The organism is Sulfurisphaera sp. (assembly GCF_059755235.1).
On sequence record NZ_DBPRYF010000053.1, the window covers coordinates 1 to 14,379 of the forward strand.

15 protein-coding genes are annotated in these 14,379 nt (G+C 34.8%); 6 read left to right on the top strand and 9 right to left on the bottom strand.

What is annotated here, in order from left to right:
* The 3 genes from AC3OCB_RS11590 to AC3OCB_RS11600 all read right to left on the bottom strand — a co-directional run.
* On the bottom strand, positions 1-485 hold a 485-nt coding region (locus tag AC3OCB_RS11590; RefSeq protein ID WP_498342726.1), incomplete at its 3' end, for an oxygen-binding di-iron domain-containing protein.
* Positions 472-1,251, bottom strand: a complete 780-nt coding sequence (locus AC3OCB_RS11595) for a hypothetical protein (RefSeq protein WP_498342727.1) — start codon at positions 1,249-1,251, stop codon at positions 472-474. The genes AC3OCB_RS11595 and AC3OCB_RS11590, both read right to left, overlap by 14 nt.
* Before the next feature lie 265 nt (positions 1,252-1,516).
* Positions 1,517-2,842, bottom strand: coding sequence for an APC family permease (locus tag AC3OCB_RS11600; RefSeq protein WP_498342728.1), 1,326 nt, complete (start codon positions 2,840-2,842; stop codon positions 1,517-1,519).
* A 48-nt stretch (positions 2,843-2,890) separates the two neighbouring features.
* Between AC3OCB_RS11600 and trm10 the strand changes: the two genes are divergently transcribed.
* From trm10 to AC3OCB_RS11615, 3 genes are all read left to right on the top strand, one after another.
* Positions 2,891-3,757 (top strand): tRNA (adenine(9)-N1)-methyltransferase Trm10, encoded by an 867-nt coding sequence (trm10, locus tag AC3OCB_RS11605; protein ID WP_498342729.1) that lies wholly within the window; start codon positions 2,891-2,893, stop codon positions 3,755-3,757.
* Positions 3,758-3,881: 124 nt separating this feature from the next.
* Entirely contained in the window at positions 3,882-4,313 is a 432-nt protein-coding gene (locus AC3OCB_RS11610; RefSeq protein WP_498342730.1) for a hydrogenase maturation nickel metallochaperone HypA/HybF, read from the top strand.
* Positions 4,288-4,986 (top strand): P-loop NTPase, encoded by a 699-nt coding sequence (locus AC3OCB_RS11615; RefSeq protein WP_498342731.1) that lies wholly within the window; start codon positions 4,288-4,290, stop codon positions 4,984-4,986. Before AC3OCB_RS11610 ends, AC3OCB_RS11615 begins: the two co-directional genes overlap by 26 nt.
* A gap of 251 nt (positions 4,987-5,237) precedes the next feature.
* Here the strand turns inward: AC3OCB_RS11615 and AC3OCB_RS11620 are convergent, their stop codons facing one another.
* The 6 genes from AC3OCB_RS11620 to AC3OCB_RS11645 form a co-directional block, all read right to left on the bottom strand.
* Positions 5,238-5,384, bottom strand: a complete 147-nt coding sequence (locus AC3OCB_RS11620; protein WP_498342732.1) for a hypothetical protein — start codon at positions 5,382-5,384, stop codon at positions 5,238-5,240.
* A gap of 299 nt (positions 5,385-5,683) precedes the next feature.
* Entirely contained in the window at positions 5,684-6,157 is a 474-nt protein-coding gene (locus tag AC3OCB_RS11625; RefSeq protein WP_498342733.1) for a hypothetical protein, read from the bottom strand.
* Entirely contained in the window at positions 6,135-7,043 is a 909-nt protein-coding gene (locus AC3OCB_RS11630) for a mechanosensitive ion channel family protein (protein WP_498342734.1), read from the bottom strand. The genes AC3OCB_RS11625 and AC3OCB_RS11630 overlap by 23 nt, the downstream gene beginning before the upstream one ends.
* Positions 7,044-7,089: 46 nt before the next feature.
* Complete coding sequence (locus AC3OCB_RS11635) at positions 7,090-7,416, bottom strand: transcriptional regulator (protein WP_498342735.1); 327 nt, start codon at positions 7,414-7,416, stop codon at positions 7,090-7,092.
* 70 nt (positions 7,417-7,486) lie between these two features.
* A complete protein-coding gene (locus AC3OCB_RS11640; RefSeq protein ID WP_498342736.1) occupies positions 7,487-8,146 on the bottom strand; it encodes an ATP-binding cassette domain-containing protein in 660 nt (219 codons plus the stop codon).
* On the bottom strand, positions 8,143-9,117 hold the full coding sequence (locus AC3OCB_RS11645; RefSeq protein WP_498342738.1) for a FecCD family ABC transporter permease: 975 nt from the start codon (positions 9,115-9,117) through the stop codon (positions 8,143-8,145). Before AC3OCB_RS11645 ends, AC3OCB_RS11640 begins: the two co-directional genes overlap by 4 nt.
* 93 nt (positions 9,118-9,210) lie before the next feature.
* On the opposite strand from AC3OCB_RS11645, the gene AC3OCB_RS11650 reads away from it, so the two are divergent.
* The 3 genes from AC3OCB_RS11650 to AC3OCB_RS11660 form a co-directional block, all read left to right on the top strand.
* Complete coding sequence (locus AC3OCB_RS11650) at positions 9,211-10,236, top strand: ABC transporter substrate-binding protein (protein WP_498342739.1); 1,026 nt, start codon at positions 9,211-9,213, stop codon at positions 10,234-10,236.
* A gap of 573 nt (positions 10,237-10,809) precedes the next feature.
* The gene (locus AC3OCB_RS11655; RefSeq protein ID WP_498342740.1) at positions 10,810-13,203 is read left to right on the top strand and encodes a cobaltochelatase subunit CobN; all 2,394 of its coding nucleotides are present in this window, start codon (positions 10,810-10,812) and stop codon (positions 13,201-13,203) included.
* A partial coding sequence (locus AC3OCB_RS11660) for a cobaltochelatase subunit CobN (RefSeq protein ID WP_498342741.1) occupies positions 13,190-14,379 on the top strand: 1,190 nt, incomplete at its 3' end. The genes AC3OCB_RS11655 and AC3OCB_RS11660, both read left to right, overlap by 14 nt.

The following is a 14,379-nucleotide window of genomic DNA, read 5'->3' on the forward strand; positions in this document are numbered from 1 at the left end:
ATGTCTCCAGAGAAATATATTTTACTATAAGTATCATAATAATGGAAATTACCGGGTGAGTGCATAAAGTGTGCTGGTATTGCCTTTATGAAATCTATGCTCATTCCTTCATCTGGTATATCAATTATTCTATCTTTCATCTCTGCACCTAAATGAGGCAGAAATCTCTCCCATAATGCCGATACATAAATCTTAGCATTTGGAGCTAGATCAACCCATAAGTTTAAACTTCCTATAACATCTGGGTCTTGATGACTGTAGAGTATTGCTACAATGTCCTCTGGCTTTACAAACTTAGTTACATTTTGATAAACTCTTTCAAAAACATAGTATCCCCCTGGGTCTAATAAATATCCTTTTCCTTCATGAATTATAAGATACTGATTTGTTAAAATCCCTTTTTCGTTGTCACTTTCATCTAATCCTAACCATATAAACTTGTGTTTCTCATCCTCAAACAGTACATAAGGTTCATGCACTTTCATTTCTAACACCTCTTAGTATTGCTTCTGGTTCTAAAGATACATATATATTTACTTTGAAATGTCCTTCTATTTCGTTTAAGTTTTTCTCATCAAATTTTTCTTCTCCATTTAGGCTGAGATAAACTCCTTTAACATCTCCTCCAACAAAAAGTATTCTGAAGGACTTATTCTCTGAAGAGCCAGAAACATAAATTAATTGATACCTCAAGAATCCTTGAATTAAATCTGAAATTACTGGAATAAATTGACCTTTACTTATCTCAACTTCTTCAGTTTTAACTAACCTAGATTTCATTAACAGTTTTGTTATAAAGCTTAGTTTTCCTAGATTTTCAGAGAAATCTGCAGTAGTTTGTATCGTACTAGCTACTTTTCCTACTTCTTCTTTAATTCCATTTAGAATGCTTTCACCAATCTCTTGCAAGAACTTACTGACGATCCATTCCTTTTCTCCTTCGTATTTTACTGCAATGTTAACTAGGTGTTGTCCTTTTTCCTCTTTTATACTTATAAAAATTTCAAATTTGTTCTTTTTCTCTGATTCTAGTGTATAAATACTCATTCCTTTCGCATCCATTTTCCCCTCTATTCTGAAGGTGTCTTTGAATGAAAATAGCAAAAATCTTGAGAATCGTAAAGTTATTTCATTTGTACCTCTTTCTACTTGATAAGGAATGTAAGAAAGAATGTTATCTGATTTTTTTATAACGCTAGACAATATACTACTGTCAGCATCAACTTTACCTTCAACTATATAACTCTTCATTGTCATTATCCTAAGAATATTAGATATTGCATTACTATATAAATTTTTTTTTTTATTTCCAATATGTTGTATATAGGACTATGTTGTATATAGGACCTATTTATAACAAATAATTGTTTAAAATCTTCACCACGTTATAAGAATAGTTTTATAGGAACACAATTACTCTTTTCTAAAAATAACAAAAATCATTAACAGAGTTAATTACCTAGATTATTTATATTTTAAAGAAGGACTAAAAGCTTTAAGACCCAGGTAATCATAGTCACTCTTCTTGGCTTTGACCAGCTCTTGTAATCTCTAATCCCTCAGCTATTAGGAAGCCTAGAATTATCCAGCCTAAAAACATATACACAATGTATTTTTCAAATGTAGGCAGAGAGAAAAAGAATACTCCTAAACTTATTATCGTGGAAATGACCCCTATTATAACCTCTATTAAGTTCTTTACATTTTTACTAATTCTTTTTGATGCAATCCTTACTAATGAAGCGCTTGCCGAAACATGAATGAATAAGTTGTTTAACCCAGACAGAGCTCCTAGTATAACAAATACAGTATATAATCCCAGGGAATAGGTAAGTCCAGTTATTACAGCTATGAAAATTAAAGAGGTGAAGATTTCAGCATACAAAGGTTTATCTTTTCTTGTTTTTGAGAGGAAAGTCGGGAGAAACTTATCTCTTGCCATAGCTTCAACAGTCCTAGAGTTAGAGAGAATATATGAGACTCCTCCTAGTGTCCCATCATTTAATGCAATAAAAACAAGGATTAAAGCACCTATTATTCCAAACCTAGAAAGTAAATATTCTACAAGGTTACCAGTAAATCCTAAAGCTCCAAGAGAGTAGAAGAAAAACGTGGCTAATAATCCTCCAAAAAGTAGAACCGTTATTGATGCTTTCCCTATATCACTTGCCTTAGCTTCTTCGCCTAAAGTTGCTATAGAACTATAACCAGTTGGTATTCCTAACCCGTATACTACTGCTTCTAACAAAATTGATATTGAGACTTTAATATGAAAGGGGTTGTAAAAATTCCAGGCTGAATCATTTAAAAAGATTATCGAAAGAAAGACTAGGGCTATCACCTCGGCTGATGACATAACTATTGCATAATTTGCTGATGATTTGACTCCAGAAATAACTAATGCTGAGGCTATGGACGTCACAATTAAAGCTAAAAGCCATTGAGGAATTTCAAAGGAAAATGTTGATGATAAGATTACATATAGTGCGAAAGCACCTCCACTTAATAAAGTTCCTCCATAAGAAAGTGAATAGAGAATGTAATTCCAACCAGTGTTAAATCCTAATCTTGATGTCAAAGAGTAAAGTGCATATATGTAATACCCCCCTCCTCTCTTGAATCTCGTTGAAAGAAAATAGATCACAAGACCATTAAAGAGTACCACGAACGTTGCTACGAGCATTGCCAATGCCCCATCAGTTCCCACTTCAGAAATCATAACGGTACCAAATGTAAGCAAAGAGATGAAAGGTGCTTGGCCACCAAAGGAAAGGAAGAACAAATCAACGGCTGATAGTCTTTTTCTTTCTTTATTTTCTATTTTTCCTCTCTTAGCTTTCATTATCAGTAATAACATTTTTTAACTGTAAAAAGTTTTATCTAATGTTAGATGATTATTGGTAAGTTATTTGCTGAAGAACTAAAGAAAAATGATATTGATAAGCTATATGTAGGTCATGAAAAACCAGAATTACAACACTTAGCTATAAAGATGCTTTTAAGAAATTATGGATTAATAGACGCTGATATTAACGCTCTGAAAATAAAAGAAGAAGAGGGAATCCAGCTTTTCAAAGGAAGAGGGGAAGAGAAAGTAAAATACCTTTTTGGAAAAGGTGGCAAGAAGGTTGAGCTACGACTTCCCAAGTACCCCTTAATAGTAATCGATATGGGATTATTTGACGAACTGGAGGAGGAAGAAGAGAAAAAGAAAACCCTTTTACAAGTAGAAGTTACGTTAAGTGTTATTAGGAAATGGTTGTGGGATGGGAACTTGGCTTTGATTCACTCTCCCCCCTTTTCGATAGGCAAAGCTAAGATTATCAATGAAATTGAGTCAGATAACTGTATAGTATTAGATCCTTATGGTGATACAGCTGCTGATGAAAACATGATTAGAAGTACGGACGTTTTTATAATAGGAGGAATAGTAGATAAGGGTAGGAGACTTAAGCATGCTACAAGTAAATTAGCTGAGAAGTATAATTATCCATGCAAGAGAGTTAAGATAATGTTGAGAGATAGCATTGTTGGTGTGCCTGACGAGATAAACAAAATTGTAAGTATTGTTTTAAAAGTAAAATATGGTGGAAAACTGGAGGACGCAATAATAGAGAATCAAAGTAAATCCGATAAGATTAGTAGAATTTTGAGGGACCTTTCCCTTTATGGAAAAGAGATACTAGAAGAGGAAATACGATGGTTAAAAGTTGATGATAAAACCTATAAGCTGGTACTAAGCAGATTAAAACATTAACTTCGTCTTTAATAAAATTCTAATTGATGATAACTAGAATATCTTTTCATTCATAGTTCAACTGGAGAAGACGTTAGACTTATCACTTTGCTAGATTTAAATATAATCACGTAGAACTATAATCATGCATGAGTGGTCTATTGCTTATTCAGTTGTGAAAACACTAACAGAAAATTTTAACAAGAAAGTTCTTAAAGTGACTCTTGTAGTTCCTCAGTTTTCTTTTCTTGATCTTGATTTGCTAAAAGACGCATTTAATGAGCTAAAGAAGGAAAATCCAGTAACCGAAACCGCAGAACTGCAAGTTAGAATAGCAGAACCAACATTCAAGTGTAGAAATTGCGGTAAAGAATTTAGATTGTCTGATGTCGAGAGACAACTTAATGACGTAAGAAATTCTTATGGGGAGGAATACCCACTTCACTTAATGCCAGAACTTTTCCCCACCTTTCTCAAATGCCCTTATTGTGGTTCTCATGATATTGAAGCTAAAGGTCAAGAAATGTATATTGAAAATGTGGTGGTAGAGGATGGAGCCATTACGAGAGCTAGCTAAAGACAAATTAAAAGGGAAAAAAGTCGTTGCAGTAATGAGTGCTAAAGGTGGCGTCGGAAAAAGCGTTATATCGGCTTTGCTTTCCCTTTCATTACCTTCATCAGTTACGCTAATAGACCTTGACATACATACAATGGCTATTGCTAAACTTTTCGGAGTAGAGAGTAAAGAGTTAGAGGTAAATAAAGAAGGCCTTCAGCCAGTAAATATAAAGAACGTAGGTTTAATCTCTTTAGCTGGAATTGTAAGGGATAAATACGTCTTATTACCGGGGAGAAACCAGAGTAATGTTATGAAGGAGTTAATTGCGTATTCAGCAATAAAGAGTGAATATGTAGTCTTTGATTTACCACCTGGGTTGGGAGATGAGATACTGGTTTTGGAGGAGTTAACAGATTTTAAACCAGTTGTAGTTACTACTCCTTCTAAGGTTTCAGTTAAAGTTGTAAATTACTTACTTGACTATCTAAAAGAGAAGGGAAAGAAATCAACAGTTATAGTGAACATGTCTTATTTCAACTGCGGTAACGAGAAAGTCAGACCGTTTGGAGATTTCCAAGGAGATGTAAATTTACCTATTGACCCTTCATTAGAAGATTATATTGGTAGAATTCAAGAATATGGAGGAGAAGTAAAGAACGTTCTACGAGAAAATTTAAATAAAATTCTGTGAAAGAATTTAATAAGAGTGAAGACACAATGATACTCTATGGAGACAATTCACTAGATAAAAGTGATGTTAACAAGGTTATTGAACTTTTATAACTGAAAGCCCCGCCTTTTAGGATGGGGAGAAGCCAGCTCTTTACGTAATGTAGACGCTTATCTTTGCATATTTACTCTATTCAAATATTTTTAATTTACTAAATGTTAGAGAGATGAAAAACTTCTGGGATAGTATGTGTTTCCCAGACCATGTCATTTCTAGTTATTTCTCAATACTTTTCGATCTATGGCCTGGGTTGGCTCTAGGTGTGGTATCATCAGCTTCAACCACACCGCATGGAGCCCAGTCGAGGCTAACGCCATGAGCCTCCCACTTGAGGTTTTGCTGTCAACTCCCCTCTCCACGCATAGCGCATCACCAAAGGGAGTTTCATACAACTTTTCCTCGAAATAATAATTAATAATCAAAAGTATTTAAGTTTATTGCTAAAATGGAAACAGCCTAGCAGGACAATGTTATTATCAATGATTTTAGACATCATTGTTTCGTTCTTAATTGTAACTTTTGGCATTCCGGGTCTAACACCTGCTCCAATAAAAGACACATTATTAATGTTCGGTTTAGCTTTACTGTTTGACTTATTGATAAATAACTTTGTAAAAATAGGAGTTGAAAAAAATAGCAAAAATACAGTGGTAATAAACTATTCTCGTTGTTTTTTATTTTCTTCTTCTGATTTTCTAAATATAACATAAAAAGCTCCTAATATTAAAAGTCCTAGAGCAATCATTATAATTCCTAGATAAAAAAGAACTGGAAGGAAAAAGAAAAACGATGTATTGTCAATGACTACATAACCAAACAGTACTGGCGTTGTATAGTTATTAGTAACTATTGCCTTTCCCTCAAATGAATTTCCAAAGTAATAAAAGATAGAGTTGTTTTCGTAATATTTGTTAATTGTTGTGCTTTGTAGAGTTATATTGAGGGGTTTAGTTATATTATCTTTATACTCAAAGATGTAAGAATAGTACGGTATATTCAAGGTTTTATTTTCTCCGGGATTAAGTAAATACACTCCTTTAATGTAAAATGAGGGAAAGAAGACATAATATATGAGAAGTAGAAGAACTCCAATTATTAAAAAAACTATGCTAGTGAGAACTATCTTTCGCATTAATTTTCACTGATTGTAACTCTTTAACTGTCTTCATTATAATTTTTATTATCTCACTTCTTGGTGGTTCTTCATATTGTCCTTTACAGTAGGCATCAACAACGATTACATAGGTAGTAAAGGTTGTATCATAAACTTTTATCACTGGTTTCTTTACCATGAAATCTAATTTGCTTAACCTTTCCTCAAGGATAGGAATAACTGAATCAGGGTCTAAATCTTTAGATATCTCGTATCTTGTCCTTACCAACCTGTATTCCTCGTTATGAGTAAAAACTGCAGCTTGTATCATTATGCTATTTGGTATTTTCATAGGAACATTGTCATCGGTCAAAATTGTAGTATACATTAGTCCTATGTCAGTAATTACGCCGGTATATCCCGGAATTAGGAAATCATTAGAGAAGTATTTAGGCGGATACCATGGTGCTAACATCCCATATTGCCATGTGGTTATTGTAACTCTATCACCGATGTTAAATGGTCTACTAAGGATGATGAAAATCCCTGAAAACACGTTGGATAAGGACGTCTGTAAAGCTAGACCTATAACTAATCCAAATACAGTACCTCCAAATAGTGCACTAGTTACTCCTATATTAAGAGATGTTAAAGCAATTATAAGAACTATAGTGTAACCTAAAACTTGAATTACCAAACTAAGACTTCCAGCAGTAGTTCTCCCTACTATACTCCCTGTTTTCTCTTTTAATATTCTTGCAATTATATATGTGGCAATAAAACCTACTGTACCAATTATGATAGCGTTCACAACAGAGGTTATTTTTACAGAGATATGAAGAACATTAGATAGAATTACTGTTGTAGCAACAGCTACTCCTATTACTATAAATAAAATAATAAATGAAGTTACTAGACGGTTCATAAACTTATGTATTGCTCATGTTTAATAAAACTTTTCATAATCAAGGTTAATATAGAGGGCAAGGCTGTAGGTTGAATATTTTTCTCGACTTAGAACATAGTAAGCAGAACGAAGTACTTTCTATTGTTTGATTTCCTAGTATTCTACCAACTAATGCTTCGATCATATCTTTAATCTCTTCATCAGAAAGAAGTTTTTCAATTTCCTCACTCTTTTCTTTTATATTTTTTTCATATGTAGTAGCAGAGATTCCGACAATTTTTGACGCTTTTACTACTGGCATTCCTCTTTCTATTAATCCTCTCGCGATCGCTGTTCTTAAAACTGGGATTGTGGTTTTGTAAGCCTCTTCACAAGGAGTAGTAAGCTTCATGAGTTATTATTTATCTTAGTTACCTTTAATTCTAGTTATTAAAACAATCCCCATAAATCAATTAACAATGTTAATACGTTTTGAAAAAAACATAACCATCATAATTTATTTTTTTAACTTGTACTCCGTACACTGAAGAAAGCAATTCTTCATTAACCCCTTCTCTATCACCCTGGTAAACAACTTTCCCTTTTCTCATTACAATCACGTTATCAGCAAAGTTAATCATTTCTAGCTCATGAGCAGTAATAAGGAATTGCTTTTCCCCCTTTATCCTCATTATGCTTTCAATAATTTTCTTCCTTTTAGCTATATCAAGGTTTGATAATGGCTCATCCATTATTACTAGATCTCCTTCAGCAAGAGCTTTTATAACTAGTATAAGTCTTTTTTCTCCAGAGCTGAGGGTTAAAAAGTCTCTATCTAGGAACTCTTCAGCGTTAAACATTTTTATGTATTTCTCATATTTCCCTTTCTTTTTCCCTGCAAATATAATGTCTCTAACCTTCATATCAGGGGAGTAAAACTCCGCAGGGGCAAATGATAAGTTTTCCTCCACCTTTATCTCCCCTTCTGTTGGCTTTATCATCCCTATAATTGTTCTTATTAACGTTGTCTTTCCAGAGCCATTTGGACCTAGAATCAAATTTACTCCATTAGTAAAAGAAAGGGAAACGTCGTTCAAGATTAAATTTTTGCCTAATTTAACTTTCAACCCTTTGATTATCATTGTACCTCACTCCTTTGATTAGCCTCAATTAAGATTGAAAGGATTATAGGGGAAGCTAATAAGGCAGTTATTGCTGTTAAAGGTATAACAGTGCCAAAAACTCCACGAGATACAATGTTACTTAATTCCATAATTGTTGCTCCTATTAGTGGTGAGTAAAGAGATAAGCCTCTCATACTACCATTTATCCTTCTTGCAATGTGAGGAACTATTATTCCAACAAACCCTATAATGCCGGCTATTGAAACTACATAAGCATTAACTAAGCTAACTAATAGAAGCCAAAAAAGTCTTTGTCTCCCTGGGTTAATCTTGTGTGTATAACTCATTTCATCGCTAATTGAGACCAAATCCAGAGCTCTAGAGAACTTTAATGCTAACAAAACAAACAAGGCAGAAAGTATAGAGAGGATAATAACATCTCTCCATCCTACTATTTCTATTTCACCCAGGAGCCAGAAAGTTATGGGAGGTATTTGAGGATACTTCTCTTGGAAAATTACAAGGAGAATTGTTGTTAAGGATGAAAAAATGTATGAAACAACTATCCCTCCAACTACAATTGTGTAAATGTTCCCTTTTCTACCAATTCCTATAGTGATTAATGTGGCCAAGGTTGCTGTAACAAATGCTACAATGGGTTGGAAATAAATTATCCATGAAAAGGGAAGATTAAAGGCTAAAAGAAAGTAACTGAGTATAGCCCCAAATTCCCCACCAGAAGATGTACCAGCAATATAAGGATCTACTAGAGGATTTTTTAATAGGTGCTGAAGGACAGCGCCACTTAAAGAGATAAGAATTCCAATGAGCATAGCAGAGATAACTGTAGGTAATCTTATGTCATAAAGAATTATTGAGTATGCACCATGAGGGTGAAATATTTGAGAAAAGCTCAGCCTAACTTCTCCATATAAGAGTCCTAAAATAAATGAAACTGGCAGAAGCACGGCAAAAATGTACTTTAGCATAATGAATTGGATATCCTATCCATATTATAAATTTTTTGATCTTAAACTTATTTAAAGTAAAGCTTATAAATATGGATAGGATATCCTAACCATATGAAGTCGTCTACGATCGGAATCGTGGTGGCTGTAATTGTTATTATAGCTGTAGTTGCTGGTGCACTAATAAGCTATCACAACACAAACAATACAGTAACTGCTCCAACTTCTTCTAACATTCCAGTAAGTACTTCAGTGCCAATAGCAAATTCTACTCAACATTCACTAAGAATTGTAAGCTTAATCCCAAGCGGTACTCAAGATCTAATTGCTTTAGGACTTGGAAAATATATTGTTGGTATGGATAAATGGTCCTATCAACTTCTTCAGTATCTTAACCTAACTAATGAAATACCAAAAAACGTTACAATATTCAACAGTATAATTAACCCTAACATTTCTGGGATATTATTGCTTCATCCCACAGTTGTAGTTGTTGAATACGGCTTAGATGCACAATATATCCCAGAGATGGAAAAATTGGGTTTAAATGTATTGGCTACCAATAGTGATTACGCATATTCATTTTCTCAAATAGAGGCAAACATAATGAAAATTGCTGTTTATTTTAATGTAACTTCTAAAGGAGAGAAATTAGTGAATTGGATGAACCAAAAGATTGCAGAGTTCTCCTCTACTGGGAACACAACTGTTGCATATATAGCATACATAAACCCCAATTTAGATTTCTGGACTGCTGGCGGAAATGTATTTATTAATAACATCATTGTATCTGCTGGCGGAATAAATGTATTTTCTAACCTTCCAAAATATCCAGTAGTTTCTCCTAGTCAACTATTGCTAGCTAATCCTCAAGTTATTGTTGCTGGTGAAATGGGACAAAACTATACTTATGTAATGTCAAAAATCTCTAGCATGCCCGGCATCCAAAATGTCACTGCTTATAAAGAAGGTAGAATTTATTTCCTAAGTGGTCTAGCATCTAACCTTGTCAACGAGCCAGGACCTCTTGCAGTTTATGCAATAGAAATGTTTCATGCTATCGTTAACGGGACAGCGCCTAAACATATAACAACATCATGGGTAAAGGAAAATCTGAACGTTACTCTTCCAGTTTTTTAGGCTATCTTATATAAAAAGATATAAAATAATTTTTTATTATAAATTTGGTAAATTTATTCCTCTTAGTTTTTATATGAACCACTAGTTTCGAAAGTTTAAATTACACAGAACTTATTACATTACTACAAGTTTGCTGTGAAGCCTAAGTATTTGAGTGTATTTATGGTAATGTGGTTCAATTCTTTTTATCAATGTACGTAGTACGTTGTTCTGCCTCACTTGACTACTAATTTAAAAGTTTCTTTACAGAAGTTGAAGTTTTTCTTTTGCTCTAATTAATGTTCACTTATTGTTTGTTCTTTTTCACTTTTTATAATTGAATACGGAAATAGTATTTCATAGAAACGTTTTAATGGATTGGTTGGATAAGTTATCCATATTTATAAGCTTTTCTTAGAAAACATGAAAGACGAAAAGTTTAATAATATGGATAACTTATCCACATATATGGATGCGACTTGTTTTATGTTTGCCCCACCAGAGTGCTATCTAAAGGTTCTTTCTACTAAGAAAAATAATAATTTTTTTATAGATTTGAAGACTTAGAGGAAAAATACTCTTATAGGTGATATAATGAGGATCTCATTTATAATAGGCATGGGGATGGACATTTTACCTTTACTCAAGAAAGTTCTAGAGGAGAAATCCAAAACTTACAAATTCGACTATTTAGTAACAACAACTCAAGGCTTAGAAAAATATGCCAATACAATTGCAGATTCTGATGCTATCATTATGTATACCCACGAACTTCCAAACTCAGTTGAAGATAAGATCAAGAATAGCGGGGCTAAAGTAGTTATATCTTTACTGGAGGACTATGTTCATCTTAATAGATGTTCTCTACAATTATACGCTGAGGCTACGAAATACTTCAAGGTTAATGGAGAGGAAAACCTCAAGAATTTAATTCATCTAATACTCAGAGAGCTAGGATATAAAGTAGATGTAGGATCAATTGAAGAGGTTCCATGGCATGGAATTTATCATCCTAAACTTGGAGCCTTTAAAAGCACTAAAGATTATCTCCAGAGGTATGGATCAAAGGGACCAATGGTAGGGATTTTATTTCACAGGAACTATTGGCTTTATGGCACTACTAAATATATTGACGACCTTATAGAAGACCTAGAAAGTGAAGGGCTAGGCGTTTTGCCAGTATTCACTCATGGTTATAGGGATGATATTTTCAAAACCCCATCTAAAGAGGATACAATCAGAGAGTTCTTTATTGTTGATGGCAAGCCAGTAATAGACGTTTTAATTAATCTAACAACGTTCTTCCTTCTAGATCATGGTGCTTGGTGGAAAAAGAAAGGGTCGTTTACTGAGGTTGAAGGGGTTGAACTCCTTATGAAGCTTAATGTTCCTGTAATAACTCCTATTCTAGACTTTTTCAAGAGCGTTAATGAGTGGCTTAGTGATCAATGGGGAATTAGTTATATGACGCAAGTTTATAGCGTTATCATGCCAGAAGTTGATGGAGCTATAGAGCCCATATTCATCTCTGGCACTAGAACTAACGAGGATGGCACTAGAGTACACGAGACCTTTAAACCTCATACAAAATACATAGCTAGAAGAGTTAAGAAATGGATAGAGCTGAGACAAAAGCCACCTAAAGAGAGGAAGATCGCTATTGTCCTTATAAATCCTCCATGTAGGGGTTTGGAAGCAAATGTTGCTGTCGGCTGGGGACTTGATGTCCCAGAGTCTGTAGTTAGGCTTCTTCACAAGCTTCACGAACTTGGATATGATGTAGGAGATCCCTTAAAGTTACCAAGAAATGGGAAAGAGTTAATAAGGATGATTATGGAGAGAAAGGCTATAAGCGAGTTTAGATGGACGCCAATTGAAGAGATTGTTAAGCGTGGTGGAGCTCTTGACTTCGTTGACGAGAATACATACTTAGAATGGTTTAATGAGCTTCCAGAGGACGTTAAGAATAAAATGATAAAGGACTGGGCTCATCCATCAGATGTGTTACATGGTAGGGCATATAAGGCTCTGGTAGGCATGGTATATAATGGGAAGTTCGCTATTCCAGGCATAAGGTTTGGGAACATAGTTATTATGCCACAGCCTAAAGCAGGTTGTGCCGGCTCAGCTTGTGATGGTAGAGCATGCAGAGTTCTTCATGATCCAACAATAACGCCCCCACATCAATGGCTTTCCGTTTATAGATGGGTATCTAGAGTCTTCAAAGCCAATATGATCATACATTTTGGAACCCACGGTTACTTAGAGTGGAGACATGGTAAAGGAGTTGGTCTCTCTCCATCTGACTGGCCTGAGATATCTATAGACGATTTGCCACATCTCTATGTGTATATAGTCTCTAACCCAATGGAGGGGGTAGTAGCTAAGAGAAGGTCTTATGCTAAGATAGTAGATCATATATATCCCCCAATGGATGTCGCAGATGTTTTAGATGACTTAGAAGATCTAGTAGATGAATATTGGAAAGCGAAACAAAGTGGAGAATTTGTTAGAGCTGAGATAGTGTATAAAGATATCCTAGAGAAAGCTAAGAAGAATCACATTAGGGTAAAAGAGGGAGATCCAGACGAGGTTGTCAGAGAGGTACATAGATACCTAGATATGGTTAGAGGAACACAAATAGACATGGGGCTACATATATTTGGACATCCTCCTGAAGACCCATCTAAGCTCGCTACTTATGCAGTTACAGTTATGACGTATGATTCTTATAACTACCCGTCAATAGTGAGAGTGATTGCTGAATTCATGGGATTAAACTATGATAGAATGAGGTCAAATCCTTCTGAAGTAAACGAACTTGGACTTACAAACTCTGAGACACTTGAGCTAATAAGGAAAGTTACTATAAAGGCATTAGAACGAATTTTAAGAAACCCCGAACTTAAAGCAAACATTGTAGATGTTGTTAAGCAGGAGTTAGAGTCTAATTTTTCGTTAAAAGGTGAGGTTTATGCAAGTGCGTGAAATAAAGTTTAGAGAAGATAAAAGGAAAAGTGTTGAAGAAGCGTTCTTAAGAGCAATTGACATAGTTGAGAAAATAAAACTTAGTGGCATCTCCGAGTATAAAGGGTTTTTCACGGGCTTAAGCGGAGGATATGTCAGTCCAGGGGCGAGCGGAGCTCTTACAAGGGGGAAGATTGAGATTTTACCGACTGGCAGAAACTTTTATGCGGTAGATCCAACTACTATTCCTACACCCTATGCATGGAAGGTTGGCGTAGAGACTGCGGAGAAACTCATTAAATATTATTTAGAAAAGCATGGAAAGTACCCAGAAAGCGTAGGCCAAGTTCTTTGGAGCATAGATGCATATAAAGCAGATGGGGAGCAGTTAGCTCAAATACTGTATTTACTTGGCGTTAGGCCTATTTGGAAACCTGACGGATCTGTCGGAGGTTTAGAAGTTATACCTTTAGATGAGCTAAAAAGACCTAGAATAGATGTCGTTGTAAGGATAAGTGGTATCGTTAGAGACACTTTACCAAACTATGTTTATCTGATAGATGACGCAGTGGCAAAAGTTGCAAATTTAGATGAACCTCTGGAGAAAAATTATGTAAGAAAACACTACCTTGAACATCTATCTAAACTCATAGAGATGGGCGTAAGTAAGGACGAAGCTAAAGAAATGGCTCTCTATAGGGTCTATGGAGATCCGTCTGGAGCTTACGGGGCTGGTGTAGATTATGCTGTAGAAGCATCTGCTTGGAAAAACGATATGGATTTGGCTAAGGTATGGATACAGTGGAGCAGTTATGCATATACTAAGAAAGGTTATGGAAAACAAGCTACCGAATCCTTAGTTTTATCTCTAACAACTGTGGATGTAGTAAATAAGAATCACATAAGTGATGAGCACGATGTACTAAATGATGACGGTTATTATAGTTATCACGGAGGGTTCTATAATGCAGTTAAGGCATTAACAAAAAGAAACGATGTTGAGATTGTAACTGTAGACACAAGGGATATATCTGCTACTAAAGTTAGAGGAATGAAAGAAGAGATAGAAAGGGTTGTAAGAGCCAAAGTCTTAAACCCTGCATGGATAAATGAGATGAAAAAACACGGATATAGAGGGGCCAGCGAGTTATTGAAGAAAATACACTACTTATATGGATGGTCAGCAACTACAAAGCT

Excerpts from the sequence above, each read along its gene's own strand:
- AC3OCB_RS11625 (WP_498342733.1), bottom strand. The coding sequence starts at position 6,157 with ATGCGAAAGATAGTTCTCACTAGCATAGTTTTTTTAATAATTGGAGTT.
- AC3OCB_RS11655 (WP_498342740.1), top strand. The coding sequence starts at position 10,810 with ATGAGGATCTCATTTATAATAGGCATGGGGATGGACATTTTACCTTTA.
- AC3OCB_RS11640 (WP_498342736.1), bottom strand. The coding sequence starts at position 8,146 with ATGATAATCAAAGGGTTGAAAGTTAAATTAGGCAAAAATTTAATCTTG.
- AC3OCB_RS11645 (WP_498342738.1), bottom strand. The coding sequence starts at position 9,117 with ATGCTAAAGTACATTTTTGCCGTGCTTCTGCCAGTTTCATTTATTTTA.
- AC3OCB_RS11635 (WP_498342735.1), bottom strand. The coding sequence starts at position 7,416 with ATGAAGCTTACTACTCCTTGTGAAGAGGCTTACAAAACCACAATCCCA.
- AC3OCB_RS11650 (WP_498342739.1), top strand. The coding sequence starts at position 9,211 with ATGAAGTCGTCTACGATCGGAATCGTGGTGGCTGTAATTGTTATTATA.
- AC3OCB_RS11610 (WP_498342730.1), top strand. The coding sequence starts at position 3,882 with ATGCATGAGTGGTCTATTGCTTATTCAGTTGTGAAAACACTAACAGAA.
- AC3OCB_RS11600 (WP_498342728.1), bottom strand. The coding sequence starts at position 2,842 with ATGAAAGCTAAGAGAGGAAAAATAGAAAATAAAGAAAGAAAAAGACTA.
- AC3OCB_RS11615 (WP_498342731.1), top strand. The coding sequence starts at position 4,288 with ATGGAGCCATTACGAGAGCTAGCTAAAGACAAATTAAAAGGGAAAAAA.
- AC3OCB_RS11630 (WP_498342734.1), bottom strand. The coding sequence starts at position 7,043 with ATGAACCGTCTAGTAACTTCATTTATTATTTTATTTATAGTAATAGGA.
- AC3OCB_RS11595 (WP_498342727.1), bottom strand. The coding sequence starts at position 1,251 with ATGAAGAGTTATATAGTTGAAGGTAAAGTTGATGCTGACAGTAGTATA.
- trm10 (WP_498342729.1), top strand. The coding sequence starts at position 2,891 with ATGATTATTGGTAAGTTATTTGCTGAAGAACTAAAGAAAAATGATATT.